Genomic DNA, 18365 nt, shown 5'->3' with positions numbered 1-18365 from the left:
GTTTTTAACTCAATTCAACAAAATTCTCTGTGCGATTATCCGCATTTGCGTTACCTTCACCGCAAAATCAGCGCGCCCCAATATACTTTAAGCACGACAATGTAAGTCACCAGTAAAGCCAGCCAATTTATCGCGGGAAGAAAAACCCCTGCTGCGACAAACATCGCAATGGTCAGGCCAATCTTCATTACCTCGCCCACCACCCAGCTTGCCGCCGATACTCGTGTACTTAAGCGCAAGGCAAACAAAGCCGCGGGTATCCAGCCGATTGCTCCGCCGGTTAAAGCAGATAGCACGGCATTGCCTGGCTTACTAGCAAACGCTCCAAATAGCACGGCCATCGTAACAGACAAAGCTATTTGCGCCTGCACAACTTTGAATGGAGTGATCCGCATTGAGCGCTTCATTTAAACCGCTAAGCGGAAGAACAAAAGGATCCTCATCTGTTTGCCACTTTTACAAGGCTGGCATAAGCGAGATCGCACGCTATAAACAAACAGCGCGGGCAATTGTAAGCGATTCTGTGTCAGAGCTCAAGTTTTTGTATTAAGTGATTTTTTAATCAAGAGAGAAGTTTTTGTAACTCTCTAGTCCTGATGAACACGTAGACGCTCAATAATGCCTTCAAGCGCATCAAGTCCACCAAAATCAATCGTTAACTGGCCTTGACCTTTACGTTTTAACTTGATTTTAACTGTTGCCGCTAACGCATCAGAGAGTTCTTCTTCAAGCCGCATAAGATCTTGTCCTTTTTCATGCGCCCGTTTAGGTGACGCTAGGGTCGATTTAAGCGAGGCCGTTACCAGTTTTTCAGCCTCACGCACAGACAGCCGTCGATTAACGATCTGGTTAGCAAGTGTGATCTGCGCAGCAGCATCCACGGCCAACAGCGCTCGTGAATGCCCCATATCCAGATCTCCAGCAACTAGCATGACTTGCACTGGCTGCGCTAAATTAAGTAAGCGCAATAAATTTGACACTGCGCTACGCGAGCGGCCAACCGCTTGCGCCGCTTGTTCATGAGTAAAATCAAATTCATTTAATAGGCGTTGAATCCCTTGTGCTTCTTCCAGCGGATTTAGATCTTCACGCTGGATATTTTCAATCAAGGCCATGGCTGCAGCAGCTTGGTCAGGAACATCCCTGACCAGGACCGGCACTTCACTCAGTCCTGCCAAGCCTGCCGCCCGAAAGCGTCGCTCACCCGCAATGATTTCATAGTTGTCACTGTTTGTAAGTGGACGTACTAAAAGCGGCTGGATTAAACCCTGGGCACGAATACTGGCTGCAAGCTCTTGCAATGCACTTTCGTCCATTCTGGTACGCGGCTGATATTTACCGGGCTGCAATTGCGCGAGTCGTAATGTGGTTGGACGGCCTTCTTGAGGTGCGCTATCGAGCACATGAACTGCCGCGCCTAGCAAACTTTCAAGTCCGCGTCCTAAACCCTTTTTTCTGCTTACTGCATTCATTTTGCTCTCTTTCGTTTCTATTTTGCTCGAATACGCTTAATCATCTCGACGCCAAATTGCATATAAGCTCGTGCGCCTCGGGAGTTTCGATCAAAAACCACGCCAGGCATGCCATGACTAGGTGCTTCTGCTAGCCGCACATTGCGCGGAATAATGGTATTAAACACTTTGTCGCCAAAATGCTGCTCGAGTTGATCGGATACTTGTTGTTGTAACGTAATCCGTGAATCGAACATGACCCGTAATAAACCAATAATTTGCAGCTCACGGTTGAGATTGGCATGCACACGCTTAATCGTGTCGATTAAATCAGAAAGACCCTCAAGCGCAAAATACTCACATTGCATTGGGATAATTACGCCATTAGCGCAACATAAGCCATTGAGCGTAAGTAATGATAATGCAGGTGGACAATCGATTAAGATGAAATCATATTCCGCACTAACCGTAGCAATCGCATTTTTAAGTTGTCGCTCTCTTTGAGGACGGTTAACAAGCTCAATTTCAGCACCAGCGAGCTCACGGTTAGCAGGTAGCACATCATAGCCTGCTGCTGATTTTACGCGTACCTCGGCAAAGGCTGTGCCATCCACTAAAACATCATAAAGCGTAGATTCACACTGCGTCTTGTCAATACCACTACCCATCGTTGCATTGCCCTGCGGATCAAGGTCAACTAACAAGACGCGCTGCTTATGCGCAGCTAGACTAGCAGCAAGATTAACCGTGGTGGTGGTTTTACCAACCCCACCTTTCTGGTTTGCAACGCAAAATATTTTAACCATTATCTAGCCTTTTATTTCAAGCGCCAAGCTTGATTTGAACAAGATGCCGCTTCGCATCAAGGAACGGAACCGCAAGCTCAATCATATTGACGACCTTCGCATCAGCCGGTAAGGCCTCTATTTCTGTTGCCGGCTGGGTGCCTTTCATTGCCCAGATTGAACCACCTGGGGCTAACAAATGGCGAGCAAGTGAGACAAAATCCGCTAATTTAGCAAAAGCACGGGAAAGAATGATATCAAACGGCCGCTCAACCTCAACGCCTGGTTGCAATGACTCAACCCGGCCTGTTACAACGGCAACATTTGGCAAGGCGAGCGTTACTTTGGCTTGCTGCAAGAAAGCCGTTTTCTTGTGAACAATATCATTCAATGTCACCTTCCAAGCGGGTTGCGCAATCGCCAAGACAACCCCTGGCAATCCACCACCAGAGCCAACATCAAGCAAATTTGATGGGGCACACCGGCTAAGGTGGGGCAAAATGGCTAATGAATCCAGTAAATGTTGGACTAACATCTGATACGGGTCACGGATCGCGGTCAGATTATAGACCCGGTTCCACTTCGTAAGTAATTCAAGATAAGCCAGCAAACGCGTTTGCTGGTTGTCATTCAGTACAACACCTGCTGCCATAGCGCCTTCATTAAGCGTATTGGCAAGCAACCGTGAATTTATTTGCATATTGTTTTTAAATAAAGCGAAATCAATTGAACCATATAGCTCAATTTATCAGGTCTTCGATTGTTGGTTATCATTTGTTTCTGCAGAATTTAACTGGATATTTTGATTAAATTTCTTTTTCAAATGAACCATCAAAAGTGAAATCGCGGCAGGCGTCACGCCGGAAATTCGTGAAGCTTGTCCTATGGTTTCCGGTTGATATTGATTTAATTTTTGGCACACTTCAACCGACAAGCCACGAACCTTAGCGTAATCAAACTTATTGGGTAGGCTGGTATTTTCATGTGCCTCATTCCGTTCGATCTCGTTCGCCTGACGCTCAATATACCCTTCGTATTTAAGACTAATTTCTACCTGCTCTTGAATTTGTTGCCTTAGGTACTCATCATCCGCAAGCGCTTCCGCAGGGACATAAACACTATTTTGCATAACCATAAGCGCCGTATAACTAATACCTGGGCGTCGCAGCAGATCGGCAAGGCTATATTCGTGCTCAATAGGCTTACCTAATAATGAAGTTGCCTCTTCTGCTGATAGCGTCTTTGGAGTCACACGAATTGATTTTAGTCTTTTTGTTTCACGTGAAACAGCTTCGCGCTTACGGCTAAAAATTTCCCAACGAACTTTATCAACCACACCTAAATTCCAGCCTATTTCAGTTAAACGCATATCAGCATTGTCTTCCCTCAAACTGAGTCTATATTCAGCCCGGCTAGTAAACATTCTATAAGGCTCACAGACACCACGTGTCACTAAATCATCAATCAATACGCCTAAATAAGCTTGATCGCGGCGTGGAACCCAGGCCGATTTTTCTTGAACTTTAAGCGCTGCATTTATCCCCGCCAAAAGCCCTTGTGCAGCCGCTTCTTCATAGCCAGTTGTGCCATTAATTTGGCCAGCAAAGAAGAGATTTTGAATAGCTTTTGTTTCTAATGATGCTTTTAAGCCACGCGGATCAAAATAATCATATTCAATCGCATAGCCTGGCCGCAAGATATGCGCATGTTCCAGTCCAGACATCGAACGTACAAGTTCTAATTGAACATCAAAAGGCAAACTTGTGGAAATTCCATTTGGGTAAATTTCATGCGTCAACAATCCTTCTGGTTCAAGAAAAATTTGATGCGCAGTTTTATCTGCAAAACGGTGAATTTTATCTTCAATGGATGGACAGTAGCGTGGCCCAGTTCCTTCAATCACTCCTGTATACATCGGTGATCTATCCAAGCTTGCACGAATGATGTCATGCGTGCGCTGATTAGTGTGGGTTATCCAGCATGGTAATTGAGCAGGGTGTTGGTGAGCATGTCCGATAAAAGAAAAAATTGGAGTCGGGTTATCTCCTGGTTGCTCTTGCAGCTTTGAAAAATCAATAGTACGGCCATCAATCCGCGGTGGGGTTCCTGTTTTCAACCGTCCTTGCGCAAGCTTCAATTCTTTAAGACGTGCAGAAAGTTGAACTGCGGCTGGATCGCCTGCGCGACCACCAGAATGATGATTTAATCCAACATGAATTTTTCCATCTAAGAACGTACCCGCAGTGAGCACCACTGATCGCGCGCTAAAATGGATACCTAACTGGGTTTGAACACCAGTTACTCGATCACCTTGAACGATTAAATCAGTCACAGCTTGCTGAAATAAATGCAAATTAGGCTGAGTTTCTAAACGATGACGGATCGCTTGTTTATATAACACGCGATCGGCTTGAGCCCGAGTCGCTCGCACTGCTGGGCCTTTTGATGAGTTAAGTGTACGAAACTGGATGCCCGCCTCATCTATTGCTAGGGCCATTGCTCCCCCTAACGCATCAATTTCTTTAACCAGATGTCCCTTGCCAATTCCGCCAATTGACGGATTACAGCTCATTTGGCCTAAAGTTTCAATATTATGGGTTAACAGCAGTGTGTTACAACCCATACGAGCGCTAGCTAAAGCCGCTTCTGTACCAGCGTGGCCACCGCCGACAATAATGACATCGAATTCTGTTGGATAAAGCATTGCATTTCACACGTTGTCGCGTGAACCTTCAAAATTTTTGGTCTTTAATTATAACGGTTAAAGACTTCACATAAATAATGTTTTTTGATGGCTGTTTCACGTGAAACAATTTCTACTCATTGACCTAAACAATTCATCTTACTTATCCACACAAGGCTGTGGATAAGTAGACTCTAATCCTGAGGAAATGATGTGGGCGCATTCTGGATAACTCCTTCTTTTTCAACTTAAGAAAAAAGTTATCCTCTTTATCCACTTCCCAATACGATATTTTTACAAGCGCTTATATATCTTCTATCCACTTGATTTCAAAGCGAAAAATCTACTTTTCCACAGAAATCTTGGAGGCTTATTGTTACTACTATTTGTATATATAAAGCTATTATAAAAACCAGTAAACCTAGACAACTCGCCTTCCAACGCTAAATACTTATCTTGATTTCAAATGAAAATCTTCCCAAAAGCTGTGGCACAATAAGGGCTCTCCAAATGTATCAAGCCACTCTGTTCACTAAAAATAGTAAGAGGGCGATTGCCTTTTGATGCATTCGCTTAGCTCGTAGAACAACTAATGTGCATTGATAGGTATCCGTATCAAGCACTATGCAAGTACGTAGATCCAACTTCTGCAACATTGTTTAACCAAGGAAAGTTACTAATGAAATCGGCGTTCTCATATTTGCCTCATTGGCCACTGGTTCCAGATGCAGTGTTTTGGGTAGGGCTGACTCTACTAACAGCAGGTTTATGTGGTGAATTGTGCTGGAAAGCATGGCGTCTGCCACGCATTACAGGCTATAGCATTATCGGCTTGCTTGCAGGTTCGGCAGGCTTTGGCGTGATTGATAGTGCGCTAGCCAATGATGCGCGATTTTTAATGGATGTTGCGCTTGGCATGCTGCTCTTTGAATTAGGTAGCCGGCTTAGCTTACGATGGATTCGTAAGAATCCATGGCTGATTGCAACCAGCCTTGCTGAAGCCACCTTAACCTTCGCTATGGTGATGATCGTATTGCAACTGATAGGTGTTCCACTGATGACAACAACAGTGATCGCGTCTATTGCAATTGCAACTTCACCTACAATGGTCATCCAGTTAAAAAATGAACTTAAAAGCGAGGGACAAGTTACCGAAAGATTACTCGCATTGACCGCGCTAAATAGTATGTATGCGGTGGTCCTATTAGAACTTGTATCAACTTGGATGCACCAAGAATACTATGGCAATCTATTTGCTACGCTAACTGAGCCCTTGTATCTTATCGTAGGCTCACTCGCGGTAGCCTATGTGCTTGCGCGTAGCTGTCGGCGGGTCAATTTACAAGATGAGCATTCGTTTGTTATCTTAATTGGACTCGTACTACTAGCCATTGCGATTACCCACATGCTAGAGCTCTCGACTCTTCTCGCTTTGCTCGCGGCTGGCATTATTCTTAAAAATTTCGATCCGCGTCCACAGTTATGGCCAGCACACTTCGGTACCGCAGGCTGGCTTTTAACGGTAGTCCTTTTTGTTATTACGCTGATTTCATTTCAATGGAACTACGTAGCTCTTGGCGGGTTTGCGGCGCTGGCGATGATTGCTGCACGTATGCTGGCAAAACTGATTGGCGTTTTAACTTTTGCTAAGCCGAGTGGAATTAATGTAAAACAAGGTGTGGCACTTGGTTTAGCACTAGCACCAATGTCTGCCTTTGCTTATCTGTTAGTTGAAAATACTTATAATCTTTATCCAGATTTTGATCCGCAACTACGAGCAATTATGCTGTGCGCAATTGTCATCTTGCAATTATTCACGCCGCTTCTGGTCTATTCGAGCCTATCGTCTATCGGTGAACGAAGGCAATAAAAATTATCCGGCACGGCCCTTTTAGAGGGTCGTTCTAAATAGGAGTTAGCTTGACAATGAGTCTTGAACCTTTTAACCCATCTAAGCCGTTTACTTTTGGTATAGAGCTTGAAATTCAACTCGTTAATACACACGATTATGATCTAACTAAAGCTGCCTCAGATCTGATGCGGCTGGTTAAGGATCAAAAAGTGCCAGGTGATATCAAACTTGAGATCACAGAGAGCATGATCGAAATGGCAACTGGTATTTGCACCAATTACCATCAAGCATTGACTGATTTGGGAATACTCCGTGATGTATTGGTCACGGCAGCTGAAAAACTGAATATTGGCTTATGTGGCGGTGGCACCCATGCATTTCAGCGCTGGCATGACCGGCAGATTTCCGATGAACCACGTTTTCACTATATATCGGAACTGTACGGCTATCTTGCAAAACAATTTACTATATTTGGCCAGCATGTTCACATTGGTTGCCCAGATGCAGACAGCTCGCTTTTTTTGCTTCATTCATTATCACGCTATATCCCGCATTTTATTGCCCTATCGGCATCATCGCCCTTCGTGCAAGGAGCAGATACGGGTTTTCATTCAGCCCGACTGAATTCGGTATTTGCTTTTCCAATGAGTGGCCGTGCACCTTTTGCGCTGACTTGGTCTGATTTTGAAGAATATTACGCAAAGATGATCAGTACCGGCGTAATTCAGAGCATGAAGGATTTTTATTGGGATATTAGACCAAAACCTAACTTTGGCACAGTTGAAGTTCGCGTCATGGATACGCCATTATCAGTAGAAAAAGCAGCAGCCATTGCTTGCTATATTCAGGCGCTGGCACGCTACTTATTGCTTGACAGGCCATTAACACTGCATGAAGACGATTACCTAGTTTACAACTTTAACCGATTTGAGGCGTGCCGCTTTGGACTTGCAGGGATGAAGGTTAATCCGCAAAGCGGCGAGCGGCGTACGATTGCACAAGATATCATAATGACCCTTGATGTGCTTACGCCACACGCACAAGAATTAGAGTGTACAGACGCGCTTGAAGTGGTGCGCAAACTTGTCCAAGCGCAGACAAATGATGCGACCTGGCTGCGCGAGGTATATCACGAGCAAGGCTCCTTGCATGAAACAGTGCGCCAACAATGTCAGCTTTGGCGTAATTGACATCTGCTGAACGAAGAGAAGTTCTAGGCATTATGTTGAAAAGGCTTGCTGGATGAAAAACAATTCATTAGTAGAAAGAGGAACGCTTGGATGAAGCGTAAAATGGCCGTACGCCGCTCAAGCGTGCATGGACGAGGGGTATTTGCTGCGCGGCGATTGCTTGCAGACGAACGTATTTTTGAATACAAAGGTGAGCTTATTTCATGGGAAGAAGCTGAAAGACGTCACCCTTGGAATCCAGATGAACCAAATCACACCTTTTATTTCGCTTTGGAAGACGGCAATGTCATCGATGCTAATTTTGGAGGCAACAGTGCGCGTTGGATAAATCATTCATGCGCGCCAAATTGCTATGCTGAAGAAATTAATGGGCGTATTTACATCTATGCATCACGCACGATCGAAGCAGGCAAAGAATTATTTTATGATTATGGGCTAGTCTGTGATGCACGCCACACTAAAGCGTTAAAACTGGCTTATGCATGCCGCTGTGGCGCGCGTAAGTGCCGAAAAACAATGCTCGCGCCAAAATGAATAATGCAATAGAAGAAATTTACGTAAGTACAGATGTTGAAGCGGATGGCCCGATTCCTGGACCACATTCAATGCTAAGCTTTGCTTCAGCAGCTTACACTTCAGATAAGCGTCTAGTGGCAACTTTTAGCGCCAATCTTGAAACGCTGCCAGAAGCGACTGCGCACCCCGTGCAGGCCGCTTGGTGGAAAACACAGCCCCAGGCATGGGCTGCCAGTCGGCAGAGCTTGCAGGCGCCGGAAAAAGCCTTCACGGACTATGTTGCATGGGTTGAGGCATTGCCAGGTAAACCGGTGTTTGTCGCATTTCCTGCAGGTTTTGATTTTACCTTCATGTTTTGGTACATGATGCGTTTTGTTGGCCGTTGCCCTTTTTCTTGGTCAGCGCTTGATATTAAAACGCTGGCCTTTGCGATGACGGGCTTGCCTTACAGGAAATGCATTAAACCGCGTTTTCCAGCCCATTGGTTTGATGCGCACCCGCATACTCATGTTGCACTTGATGATGCAATCGAACAAGGTGCCTTGTTTTGTAATATGCTGGCTGAGTTGCGGGCGCAACAAAAAGAAAATAGTTCTGGCACGGACGAGTCACTTTAATACAATTTTTCTTCACCGAACGACCTCCTAATCAACAGCAAAATTGTGGCATTTTTTCTACTTTTAAATGACCGAAATTTTGGGGTGTGATCAAATTTAAAAAACCCGGTTTTTGCAAAGCAAATGCAAGGTTGTCGGGTAGCAGCAGTACATTACTGCACCACCGCCCCCTAAGAACTGTACGGGCGAGCTTTCCTCGCATACAGCTCAAGCCTTTCAAAGCCCCCTTTCGGAAGCCGGCTTCGTTACTTTTAAACCAAGGTTATGAATTTGCATGTGGCAATTTGGATGAACCATCACAAGGTTCCTTGAGGCGTCGTTCCCTCCATCGACGCGTCGGATGATGTGATGGACGTGCCATCCTGTTGTTTTTGTAAGCAACTGGCGACACACGCAACAACGGCGATTCTGATCGAGCCATAAGCGAATAAGCTTTTTGTAACCAGCAAGGTTTTCCCGCATTTTCCGACCATGCCGGTCTTCAAAGTAGTATTCCCATGCTGGGTCAAAAGGATTTGCTTCAGCTTTGATTTTTATGTGACGCTGGATCGCAACGTCGGCGGCTAGATGCAAGGTCTTCATGACCGTTGTACCATCCGAACGTTTTTCATCCGTCGGTGCTGCAAAGACCCAGCTCCGGGTTCCGATAGAGTGGAAATACCGGTGCTTGATCCAGCGACCTCCCTTTTGAGGATGCCTACGGCGGCACCATTGCCACAACGCATGCCATATTGCATTATCGACTTTGGAAAAGGTTTGCTTGGCGGCCACGTGCTTGTGATAGTTCGCCCATCCTTTGATGACAGGGTTGAGTAAGCTAATCAAATTGATTTGCTTGACTGCCTTATTATCTTTAATGATTGAGCGAATTTTCGCCAGAACCGCTTGGATATTCTTTTTTGATGGTTTGATTAAAAACTTGCCGTTGTATTTACGGACGTTCTGACCCAAGAAATCGAATCCTTGTGCAATATTTGTGACCTTGGTCTTCTCTGGCGATAAAGATAGTCCTCTTTCACTCAGGAATTCTTTGATCACTGGTAACGCTTCGTTTTCCAGTAACTCTTTTGAAGCTCCCGTAACAATGAAGTCATCACAGTACCGCACAAGGTTAACTTTGGGGTCGGTCCGACCGCCTTTATAACTGACCTTGCCACAGGTCATTGCAAGTCGTTCTTGCAAACCATCCAACGTCATATTTGCCAGCGCTGGCGAAATGATACTACCCTGCGCTGCGCCTTCTTCTGTTGGACAGAATCGTTGTTTTTCCAGATATCCGGCTTTTAGCCACCGTCGCAATATCTCCTTGTCTATCGGAATATGTTCGATCAGCCAATTATGCGAAATTTTCTCAAAACACGCCTGAATGTCTGCCTCTAGAATCCACTGCGGTGAACACTTTTTAGCGAGTACATTGAAGCACTGCTGCATCGCATCTGCTGTAGATCTTTCAGGGCGGAATCCGTAAGAATTCGGATCCGCCTTGGTCTCTGAAATGGGCTCCAAAGCCAGTAAATATAAAGCTTGCTGAGCTCTGTCGATCATACAGGGAATATCAAGCGGCCTTTTCTTATTGCCAGTGCTTTTAGGTATGTAAATTCTACGCAGTGGTTTGGGTTTGTATCCGCGTCGCTTTAGTGTTTTGATCGCTTTGTATTTATCGATGGGTGTCGGCCATATTACCTTGTCTATGCCTGGCGTTTTCTTTCCTTGATTTTCAGTCACCCGTCTCACAGCGATTGCTTTGCCGCTGAACGAGTGGGTTAGTAACCACTGCAAGGCTTTAACCTTACGTTGCTTACCTTCCTTCGTTGCCTTGACTATACGCGCTTGCAGCTTTTTGACTTCTTGGTAACATTTGGCCCAGTTAATACCGTGCCAGTGTTCCGCATAGCCGGAGGGCGCAACAGCACTGATTACATATGCCGACATCTGCTGCCCTCCTAGAAAAAGTTTCTCAAGTTCTTTAGTCAAGAAAGACCAAGTCGAATTGGGCTACGCTTTCGCGCGGGATAATCTTGCTGCACCGCTCAATCCCTATCTACTCCATTACAGAGCAGCATGCTTTTTCGACCATCCTTTACCCGCACCTCTATCGGTGTCCCTTGCGGTTCACTTTGCCTTAAAGGCAGATATACGGGCTTACCGAGTTCCACGTTAGGTACACGAATAGTTTAGGTCTCGCCTATCACCCGGTGATTTTCATATCCTCGTGTCCGCAATTATCATCAGACAACTCACCACTTACCTTTTTGGTTCAAGCTTATCAGCATCTTTAGCTTGTCAATAGTTACGAGTTTTATCAGCAATTCACATATGTTGACCATGCTATCCAGCCTAGCGCCCTGACCGCTTTGATGCTAGCAGTCGTTGGAGTTGCCTCACGGCTCTTCCTTCTCTTTCGAAGGGCTACATTGTCCCAAAAGCTCCTAACCTAACCATTGCTAGTTACGCTAGTTTTAGTAGGCTACTGCCGGAGGAACGGCAGGTTTCTCTCTACTTGTGAAACAGTACCTAACGCGACTTTGCTCGTCGCACGATAATAAGAATTATCAGACTTGACCACCTCCTCAACATTCTCCGGCGCACCCCAATCGAGAGAAAATTTGTAACAAAACCCTCAAAAATGCTTTGCAAAAATCGTTAGCTTTTCCTAGAATTAAAGACGCTTATTGACAGTAAGCAGTGAGAATCTTAGGCTCAGCCATTTCTTATAGAAACAACAAGAGGAAAAAAACGATGGTAATCAACTCTATCGGAGCGAGCAGTTCAAGCGCACGTATAACCACCCCTATGGCTTCACAATCCGCCTCAGGAATCTCAGCATTAAGCCCAGAGCAAGTCCGAGAGCAGCTGACAGAGTATCAAAAGACCATCGATTCGTATGCTTTAAAACGCGATTGGGAAAATCAGCGAAAAGTTTACGAGAAGGCCATTGAGTTTCTCGGAAACGTGCGGAGTCAAGGTTACTTTTCTGAGCAAGACATCGATATTGAGCTTGCGAAGTTTTATAAGGCCTATAGCGAGTTTGAGGATCATCAAGGCAATAAAGTCAAGGCACAGGAACTCGCACAAAAATATATGTCTCTGGCTATGCCTCGAAAGCGTAAATTAGCCAGAGAAGATCGTGCATTTTTTCGTCGGACTAAAGAAAATAGTATACCAAGGTGTTTCGAACGTCCCCGGACCGTACCGCTCGATCCAGAGTTTGAAAGACTCATTAGCAGTTTGCAAATTAATTTGCAAGGCAATACAATTCCTGCTTTAAATGCGTCAGCGATCCCTTCTACTCAGGCCACCCAATCCTTTGTTTGGCCCACCTCACTAGATAAGATTACCGATACAGCGCTTTTAGCAGCGTGTTTACGCGAAGGGATCAGACGCTCTATTAACTCCGTCCAATTCTCTTCCTATCAAGACCTTGCTGAACGTGTTTTGCGCCGGTTTGAAGAAGAGCCCTCTTGTACACTTTCCTCAGTACAAGAAGTCGTCTTTTTGATCCAGGCGACAGGGCATTTCGGCTATTACCGCCGGCTAATCGATAAATTACAGATTCCGTCTGAACGCATCTTGAATATGGCTGCGTTGCAAGGCCTCACGGTTTTGATACAACATCGTGCGCGTTCGAGGCACATAACATCGGATTATAATTTAGCGGGGGATTGCGTTCGACTACTGGAGTATGTGCACCAACTGCTCATGCGGGCACATCGAAAAGAAAATGCACTACAATTGGGCGCTTTGTTACAAACAGTTTCGCTTTTACTTGATACGATGTTTGATGCGGGATTTGAGCAGCTTCAACCTAAAGAGCTTAAAGAAACATTGGAAAGGACTTTAAGAGAGCTCGAAGATGTCAAAGATCGCAACAGTCATATGGATCCGAATATAGCATTTCAGGCAACATATGCTTTACAGGCACTCAAGCGTCTAAACACGGAAAAAACGCGGTGGCAGAGAGCCTGGCCGATAGCGAAGGATTTAGGAAAAGGTTTAGCGCATGGAGTGAGTGCTGTTAAGAGCGGAGATCTAGATAAATTCTTAAAAACGTTTGATACATTGAGCAAAGGTTTTTTGAAAATCAATGAAGAATGGGCGCGATACTATAAGAAACGAGAATGGTATTTAGCGCTGCATTATATTGATCAAGGCATCCAGCTGAACTACTTGCATGGATTAGAAACTTTTGTAAAAGCATGGTCATTGCCAGGAAAAGACCGCCTTTTGCAGGGATTTTGTTTTCGTTTGGAAAGGATTGTCTTAGCCTCATCCGAGGAAAGTACAAAAAAGTGGGCATTAGGTCTTTTAAAACAGTTAGCACAGGGTAACACAGAATGGGGTAATGAAAAAGATCTCGCAGAAGTCAAAGGCTGTGCAATCGCTACACTTCAGCGCATCGGTCATTTTTGGCGGCTGCCGAATAAAGAGTTGATGGAGCGTGTGGATTATGCGCCAGCTGCATGGCATTCATTTTGGCAAGACAGGCCGAGCAGTCGCATTCTAAATGAAGTCCAGCAAACCGCTCGGGCCGATGCTAATGCCAGAGAATTTCTCCCTCAGATTGGAGTGTCTAGGCAAGAGATGCATACTTCCCATGTAAATCTAGCCCAAATTGTAACAAGCTTCATACAATCTTTAGGCGTAACCCAGGCTATGCAAAGTGGGTTGATGCAGTCTCAAAACCATGTATGGGAACTTGTTCCTCGAGGAACGGGGCGCCCATTGAGTGAAGAACAAAAGACCAGTGATCTTACTGATGATCAAGGGTCTATTGAAATAGAGGCAGCCTCAACTTCTAAACAAACAAAATATGGAAAGAAGCGCAAAAGGATAAGGCAGATAGCAATTGGAGATAATCAAAATGCAGTAAAAGGTTCGGGTAATATTGTCGAGAAAGATTCCATTTCAAAAGAGGACGATGTCAGCTCAGCTAAAAGCAAAAAACAGCCCGATACACCCATAACTGAATCAATTTGGCTCGAAGCAATGCGTTTAGGTGAGAGAGAAAATACAGATCAAATATTAATTGGCAAGAACAGTAATTCAGTATATGGTAAGAATAATACGGTCGCTACGCGTGATACTCTGAACGCTCTTATTTCAGTAGTTTCGAAAACAGCCAATCCAAGTAATAAGAGCTAGAATCGAAATAATTTTCTCTATAGTCTGAACGCGTACTTTTTTAGAGCAAAATCTTTCTATGCCTGTTGATCTTTAGGCAGAGCAAGAATTAAAAAATATCCTCCATAAAGAAAGCTATGGATATATCTACCAGCGGAATAGGGCCGCCAAGGTTAAATTTCATCGCACAGCGGAATGAACAGAGCCCCTCTCAAATACTAGAAGAGATGGGTGAGCAATACATGTCAGATAACACGGCCTCTTCTAGAAAGCGAGGGGCAGAGCATGGTTCAGGTAGTGAGCGCTTAAATAAAAAATCTGTCCGGATCCGAGAGAGGAGAATTACTACATTACAAACTAGCAGAGGCTCGAATAATATCCAAATCATTGGTTCAAATAACATAGTTAGTCTGCTAGAAAAGTCAAACACTTATGCAAAGACTGAACACTATAAGCCTTTAGTGCAACTCGGCGGTAACGATAATATTGAGGCATTAAAAGTCGCCTATCTAAAAACTCTGGAAGAACTCGATGCAGTCAAGGATGCGCTGGACTTATATGTTGCGCCTCAAGGCCAAGAAAGTGTGCGTGCACGGGAAACTTTTCCTTTAATAGATAAAGTCCGTGACTTTTTATTTTCTAAGAATAAAGTATTTTTATTGCTCGGTGAGGCGGGTTCTGGTAAATCGACCTTCAATCGATATCTAACGCGTACGCTCTGGGCTGAATATCAGCAATCCTCTGCTGCGCCCATCCCACTTTTTATTGCGCTTGCTGAACATACTCCGTCTTGCCAAGATTTGATTAGTAGCTATTTACTTGAGCAAGGATTTTCAGCAGAGGCGATTGAGGAGCTCAAAAGAGAACGGCTGGTTTTTATTTTAGATGGGTTTGATGAAATCAGGGATCGCACCCAGGCATTTTATACGCAGAATAAGCTCGATCAGTGGACGAATGCAAAAGCCATCATCAGCTCTCGCCCCGAGTATCTTGGACCGGCGTATCAGAGCCAGTTTCAGAAAAGGGGGCAAACCCGGGCATTGCAAGAATATTGGCTGTCGCCGATTTCAGATGACTGGATAAGTGCTTATATTGAAAAGTATATTCAGTATACCCAGCGTACAGGATGGGATCTGGAGCGGTATCAATCAGCCCTGAATCGATTGCCAACATTAAAAGAAGCAATACGCCGTCCATTTTTACTGCATATGGCGCTGGATCTTTTACCAGATCTGACTGAAAGTAAGGCGCAGCCCATTACCCGGATTACGCTGTATGACGAATTTATATCGCGTTGGTGGAATCGTTCGGAAGAGCGGTTGCAGCATATTCAATTGACGAAAGAGGAAAAAGCCGCGCAAATCAGGCTGGGTAAGGATTTATCGGCAAAAGGACTGTGTGCGAGCCAGGAGATGGCGGTCACCCTGACCCAAAAAGGTGTGATTCAAGCCTTCTATGATCCTGAAAGGAACGAGGTTGCGCCAGAAGCATGGCGAGCATATTTTGAAGAGGATGCAGAAAAGCGTTTATTGTTGTTTAATGCTCCGCTGATTCACCAGGGACAGCACTATCGCTTTATCCATAAATCGATTCAGGATTATTGTGTGGCGAGAGCGATTTGTGGCCCGAGGTTTAATAGCGCAGTCCTTAATGCTGATGCGGTGCTGAATCAATGTTTGCTGGTGGATGAACCATTGATTCTGGATTTTTTGTTAGAGCGGGTGAAACAGCAATCGTCTTTTAAAGCGTGCCTGTATGCCTGGATAGAAGCGTCTAAAGAGTCCGATGCACCAGTAAAAATAGGAGCAGCGAATGCGATAACGGTGTTGGTGAGAGCGGGTGAGCAATTTAATGGAGCGGATTTAAAAGGGATAAGCATTCCTGGAGCAGATCTGAGTTTTGGGGTATTCGATTCAGCGCAGTTGCAAGGATCGGATTTAAGTGGTGTCCAGCTTCGGGCGAGCTGGCTGCGCCAGACGAATTTAAGGAATGCGCAGATGGTCGGGGTGCAGTTTGGCGAATGGCCGTATCTTGAAGAAGAGAGCTTGGTCCATTCCTGTGCCTATTCGCCAGATGGAAAAAGCTGCGCGGTAGGGCTTGGTAACGGTAATATCAGCGTGTATATGACCTCGAATTGGGAAAAAATACACACCTTAGAAGGACATACCTGGTCTGTTTTGAGCGTGGTGTATTCGCCGAGCGGAACGCAGATCGCCTCGGGCAGTAAGGACACTACGGTGCGGCTGTGGGACGCGCACAGCGGAGCCCTTGCGCACACCTTAGAAGGACATAGCGGTTATGTTTATAGCGTGGTGTATTCGCCGAGCGGAACGCAGATCGCCTCGGGCAGTTGGGACAAGACGGTGCGGCTGTGGGACGCGCACAGCGGAGCCCTTGGGCACACCTTAGAAGGACATACCTGGTCTGTTAGGAGCGTGGTGTATTCGCCGAGCGGAACGCAGATCGCCTCGGGCAGTGAGGACAATACGGTGCGGCTGTGGGACGCGCACAGCGGAGCCCTTGCGCACACCTTAGAAGGACATACCCACTTTGTTAGTAGCGTGGTGTATTCGCCGAGCGGAACGCAGATCGCCTCGGGCAGTGAGGATAATACGGTGCGGCTGTGGGACGCGCACAGCGGAGCCCTTGGGCGCACCTTAGAAGGACATACCCACTGGGTTAGTAGCGTGGCGTATTCGCCGAGTGGAACGCAGATCGCCTCGGGCAGTGAGGACAAAACGGTGCGGCTGTGGGACGCGCAAACCGGGGTCCTCGCGCACACCTTACAAGGGCATAGTTACGCTGTTAGTAGCGTGGTGTATTCGCCGAGCGGAACGCAGATCGCCTCGTCGGGCAGTAAGGACACTACAGTGCGGCTGTGGGACGCGCAAAGCGGAGCCCTTGGGCACACCTTAGAGGGACATACCGACTGGGTTAGTAGCGTGGTGTATTCGCCGAGCGGAACGCAGATCGCCTCGGGCAGTCGGGACAATACGGTGCGGCTGTGGGACGCGCAAAGCGGAGCCCTTGGGCACACCTTAGAAGGACATACCGACTGGGTTAGTAGCGTGGTGTATTCGCCGAGCGGAACGCAGATCGCCTCGGGCAGTGAGGACCATACGGTGCGGCTGTGGGACGCGCACAGCGGAGCCCTTGGGCACACCTTAGAAGGACATACCGACTGGGTTAGTAGCGTGGTGTATTCGCCGAGCGGAACGCAGATCGCCTCGGGCAGTGAGGACCATACGGTGCGGCTGTGGGACGCGCACAGCGGAGCCCTTGGGCACACCTTAGAAGGACATACCTCAGGTGTTAATAGCGTGGTGTATTCGCCGAGCGGAACGCAGATCGCCTCGGGCAGTGAGGACAAGACAGTGCGGCTGTGGGACGCGCACAGCGGAGTCCTTGGGCACACCTTAGAAGGACATACCTGGTCTGTTTTGAGCGTGGTGTATTCGCCGAGCGGAACGCAGATCGCCTCGGGCAGTAAGGACACTACGGTGCGGCTGTGGGACGCGCACAGCGGAGCCCTTGGGCACACCTTAGAAGGACATACCTCAGGTGTTAATAGCGTGGTGTATTCGCCGAGCGGAACGCAGATCGCCTCGGGCAGTAATGACACTACAGTGCGGCTGTGGGACGCGCACAGCGGAGCCCTTGGGCACACCTTAGAAGGACATACCCACTGGGTTAGGAGCGTGGTGTATTCGCCGAGCGGAACGCAGATCGCCTCGGGCAGTTATGACGAGACGGTGCGGCTGTGGGACGTGTCCTCGGGTGAATGTCTCAGGGTGATTCAAGGATTTATCGGGGGTGTCCCTAGCGTTGCGTGGAAAGCGACGTCGAAGGGGACCTATTTAGTGGCCGGTAGCGCAGATAAGTCCGTGCGGACGTGGGCGGTGAAACAAGACCAAGAAGGCTATAAAGTGACGCTGCACTGGAGTTCAGGGCATGACGTTCTGACCGTGCAGGGGGCATTATTGGAAGGCATACAAGGCTTAAGCGAGATGAATCGAGCGCTGTTGCAGCAGAGGGGCGCCTAGGATGGGGGCTCTGAGTGAGCCTGAATCGACCGTCGGGGGCCGTTGGAGGGCCTTCCGCTCCCGATTTTTCGTCGCCGATTGAACATAACGTCCGATTAGGGACAGCT

Annotated in this window: 12 protein-coding genes; 6 read left to right on the top strand and 6 right to left on the bottom strand. The window is 46.7% G+C overall.

The annotated features are described in order from the left end of the window. Nucleotides 1-56: 56 nt before the first annotated feature. The 5 genes from NQD60_RS00130 to mnmG all read right to left on the bottom strand — a co-directional run bounded on the left by NQD60_RS00130 (nt 57) and on the right by mnmG (nt 4940). The gene (locus tag NQD60_RS00130) at nt 57-407 is read right to left on the bottom strand and encodes an ATP synthase subunit I (protein ID WP_223692892.1); all 351 of its coding nucleotides are present in this window, start codon (nt 405-407) and stop codon (nt 57-59) included. 180 nt (nt 408-587) lie between these two features. After that, entirely contained in the window at nt 588-1472 is an 885-nt protein-coding gene (locus NQD60_RS00125) for a ParB/RepB/Spo0J family partition protein (RefSeq protein WP_257100582.1), read from the bottom strand. A 17-nt stretch (nt 1473-1489) separates the two neighbouring features. Further along, nucleotides 1490-2257, bottom strand: coding sequence for a ParA family protein (locus NQD60_RS00120; protein WP_257100581.1), 768 nt, complete (start codon nt 2255-2257; stop codon nt 1490-1492). A gap of 16 nt (nt 2258-2273) precedes the next feature. Beyond that, a complete protein-coding gene (gene rsmG, locus NQD60_RS00115) occupies nt 2274-2936 on the bottom strand; it encodes a 16S rRNA (guanine(527)-N(7))-methyltransferase RsmG (RefSeq protein WP_257100580.1) in 663 nt (220 codons plus the stop codon). Nucleotides 2937-2984: 48 nt separating this feature from the next. Next, nucleotides 2985-4940, bottom strand: a complete 1956-nt coding sequence (gene mnmG / locus NQD60_RS00110; RefSeq protein WP_257100579.1) for a tRNA uridine-5-carboxymethylaminomethyl(34) synthesis enzyme MnmG — start codon at nt 4938-4940, stop codon at nt 2985-2987. 658 nt (nt 4941-5598) lie between these two features. Between mnmG and NQD60_RS00105 the strand changes: the two genes are divergently transcribed. The 4 genes from NQD60_RS00105 (at nt 5599) to NQD60_RS00090 (ending at nt 9094) form a co-directional block, all read left to right on the top strand. Then, nucleotides 5599-6789 carry a cation:proton antiporter gene (locus NQD60_RS00105; RefSeq protein ID WP_257100578.1) on the top strand — a complete coding sequence of 397 codons (1191 nt, stop codon included), beginning with the start codon at nt 5599-5601 and terminating at the stop codon, nt 6787-6789. Between the two features lie 56 nt (nt 6790-6845). Further along, nucleotides 6846-7961, top strand: a complete 1116-nt coding sequence (locus NQD60_RS00100) for a YbdK family carboxylate-amine ligase (RefSeq protein WP_257100577.1) — start codon at nt 6846-6848, stop codon at nt 7959-7961. A 90-nt stretch (nt 7962-8051) separates the two neighbouring features. Further along, on the top strand, nt 8052-8495 hold the full coding sequence (locus tag NQD60_RS00095) for an SET domain-containing protein (protein WP_257100576.1): 444 nt from the start codon (nt 8052-8054) through the stop codon (nt 8493-8495). Next, nucleotides 8492-9094, top strand: a complete 603-nt coding sequence (locus tag NQD60_RS00090; protein ID WP_257100575.1) for an exonuclease — start codon at nt 8492-8494, stop codon at nt 9092-9094. The genes NQD60_RS00095 and NQD60_RS00090 overlap by 4 nt, the downstream gene beginning before the upstream one ends. 216 nt (nt 9095-9310) lie before the next feature. On the opposite strand, the gene ltrA is transcribed toward NQD60_RS00090, so the two are convergent. After that, nucleotides 9311-11026, bottom strand: coding sequence for a group II intron reverse transcriptase/maturase (ltrA, locus tag NQD60_RS00085; RefSeq protein ID WP_257100574.1), 1716 nt, complete (start codon nt 11024-11026; stop codon nt 9311-9313). Nucleotides 11027-11887: 861 nt separating this feature from the next. Here ltrA and NQD60_RS00080 point away from each other — a divergent pair. Beyond that, nucleotides 11888-14236: a hypothetical protein gene (locus tag NQD60_RS00080; RefSeq protein ID WP_257100573.1), complete on the top strand. Its 2349-nt coding sequence runs from the start codon at nt 11888-11890 to the stop codon at nt 14234-14236. A 221-nt stretch (nt 14237-14457) separates the two neighbouring features. Further along, a complete protein-coding gene (locus NQD60_RS00075; protein ID WP_257100572.1) occupies nt 14458-18258 on the top strand; it encodes an NACHT domain-containing protein in 3801 nt (1266 codons plus the stop codon). The last annotated feature ends 107 nt before the right edge of the window (nt 18259-18365 follow it).

Origin of the sequence: Mycoavidus sp. SF9855 (genome assembly GCF_024582735.1) — a bacterium.
GTDB lineage: Bacteria > Pseudomonadota > Gammaproteobacteria > Burkholderiales > Burkholderiaceae > Mycoavidus.
Note: the sequence above shows the minus strand (reverse complement) of the source record. Positions and strands in the feature narration are given on the sequence as shown.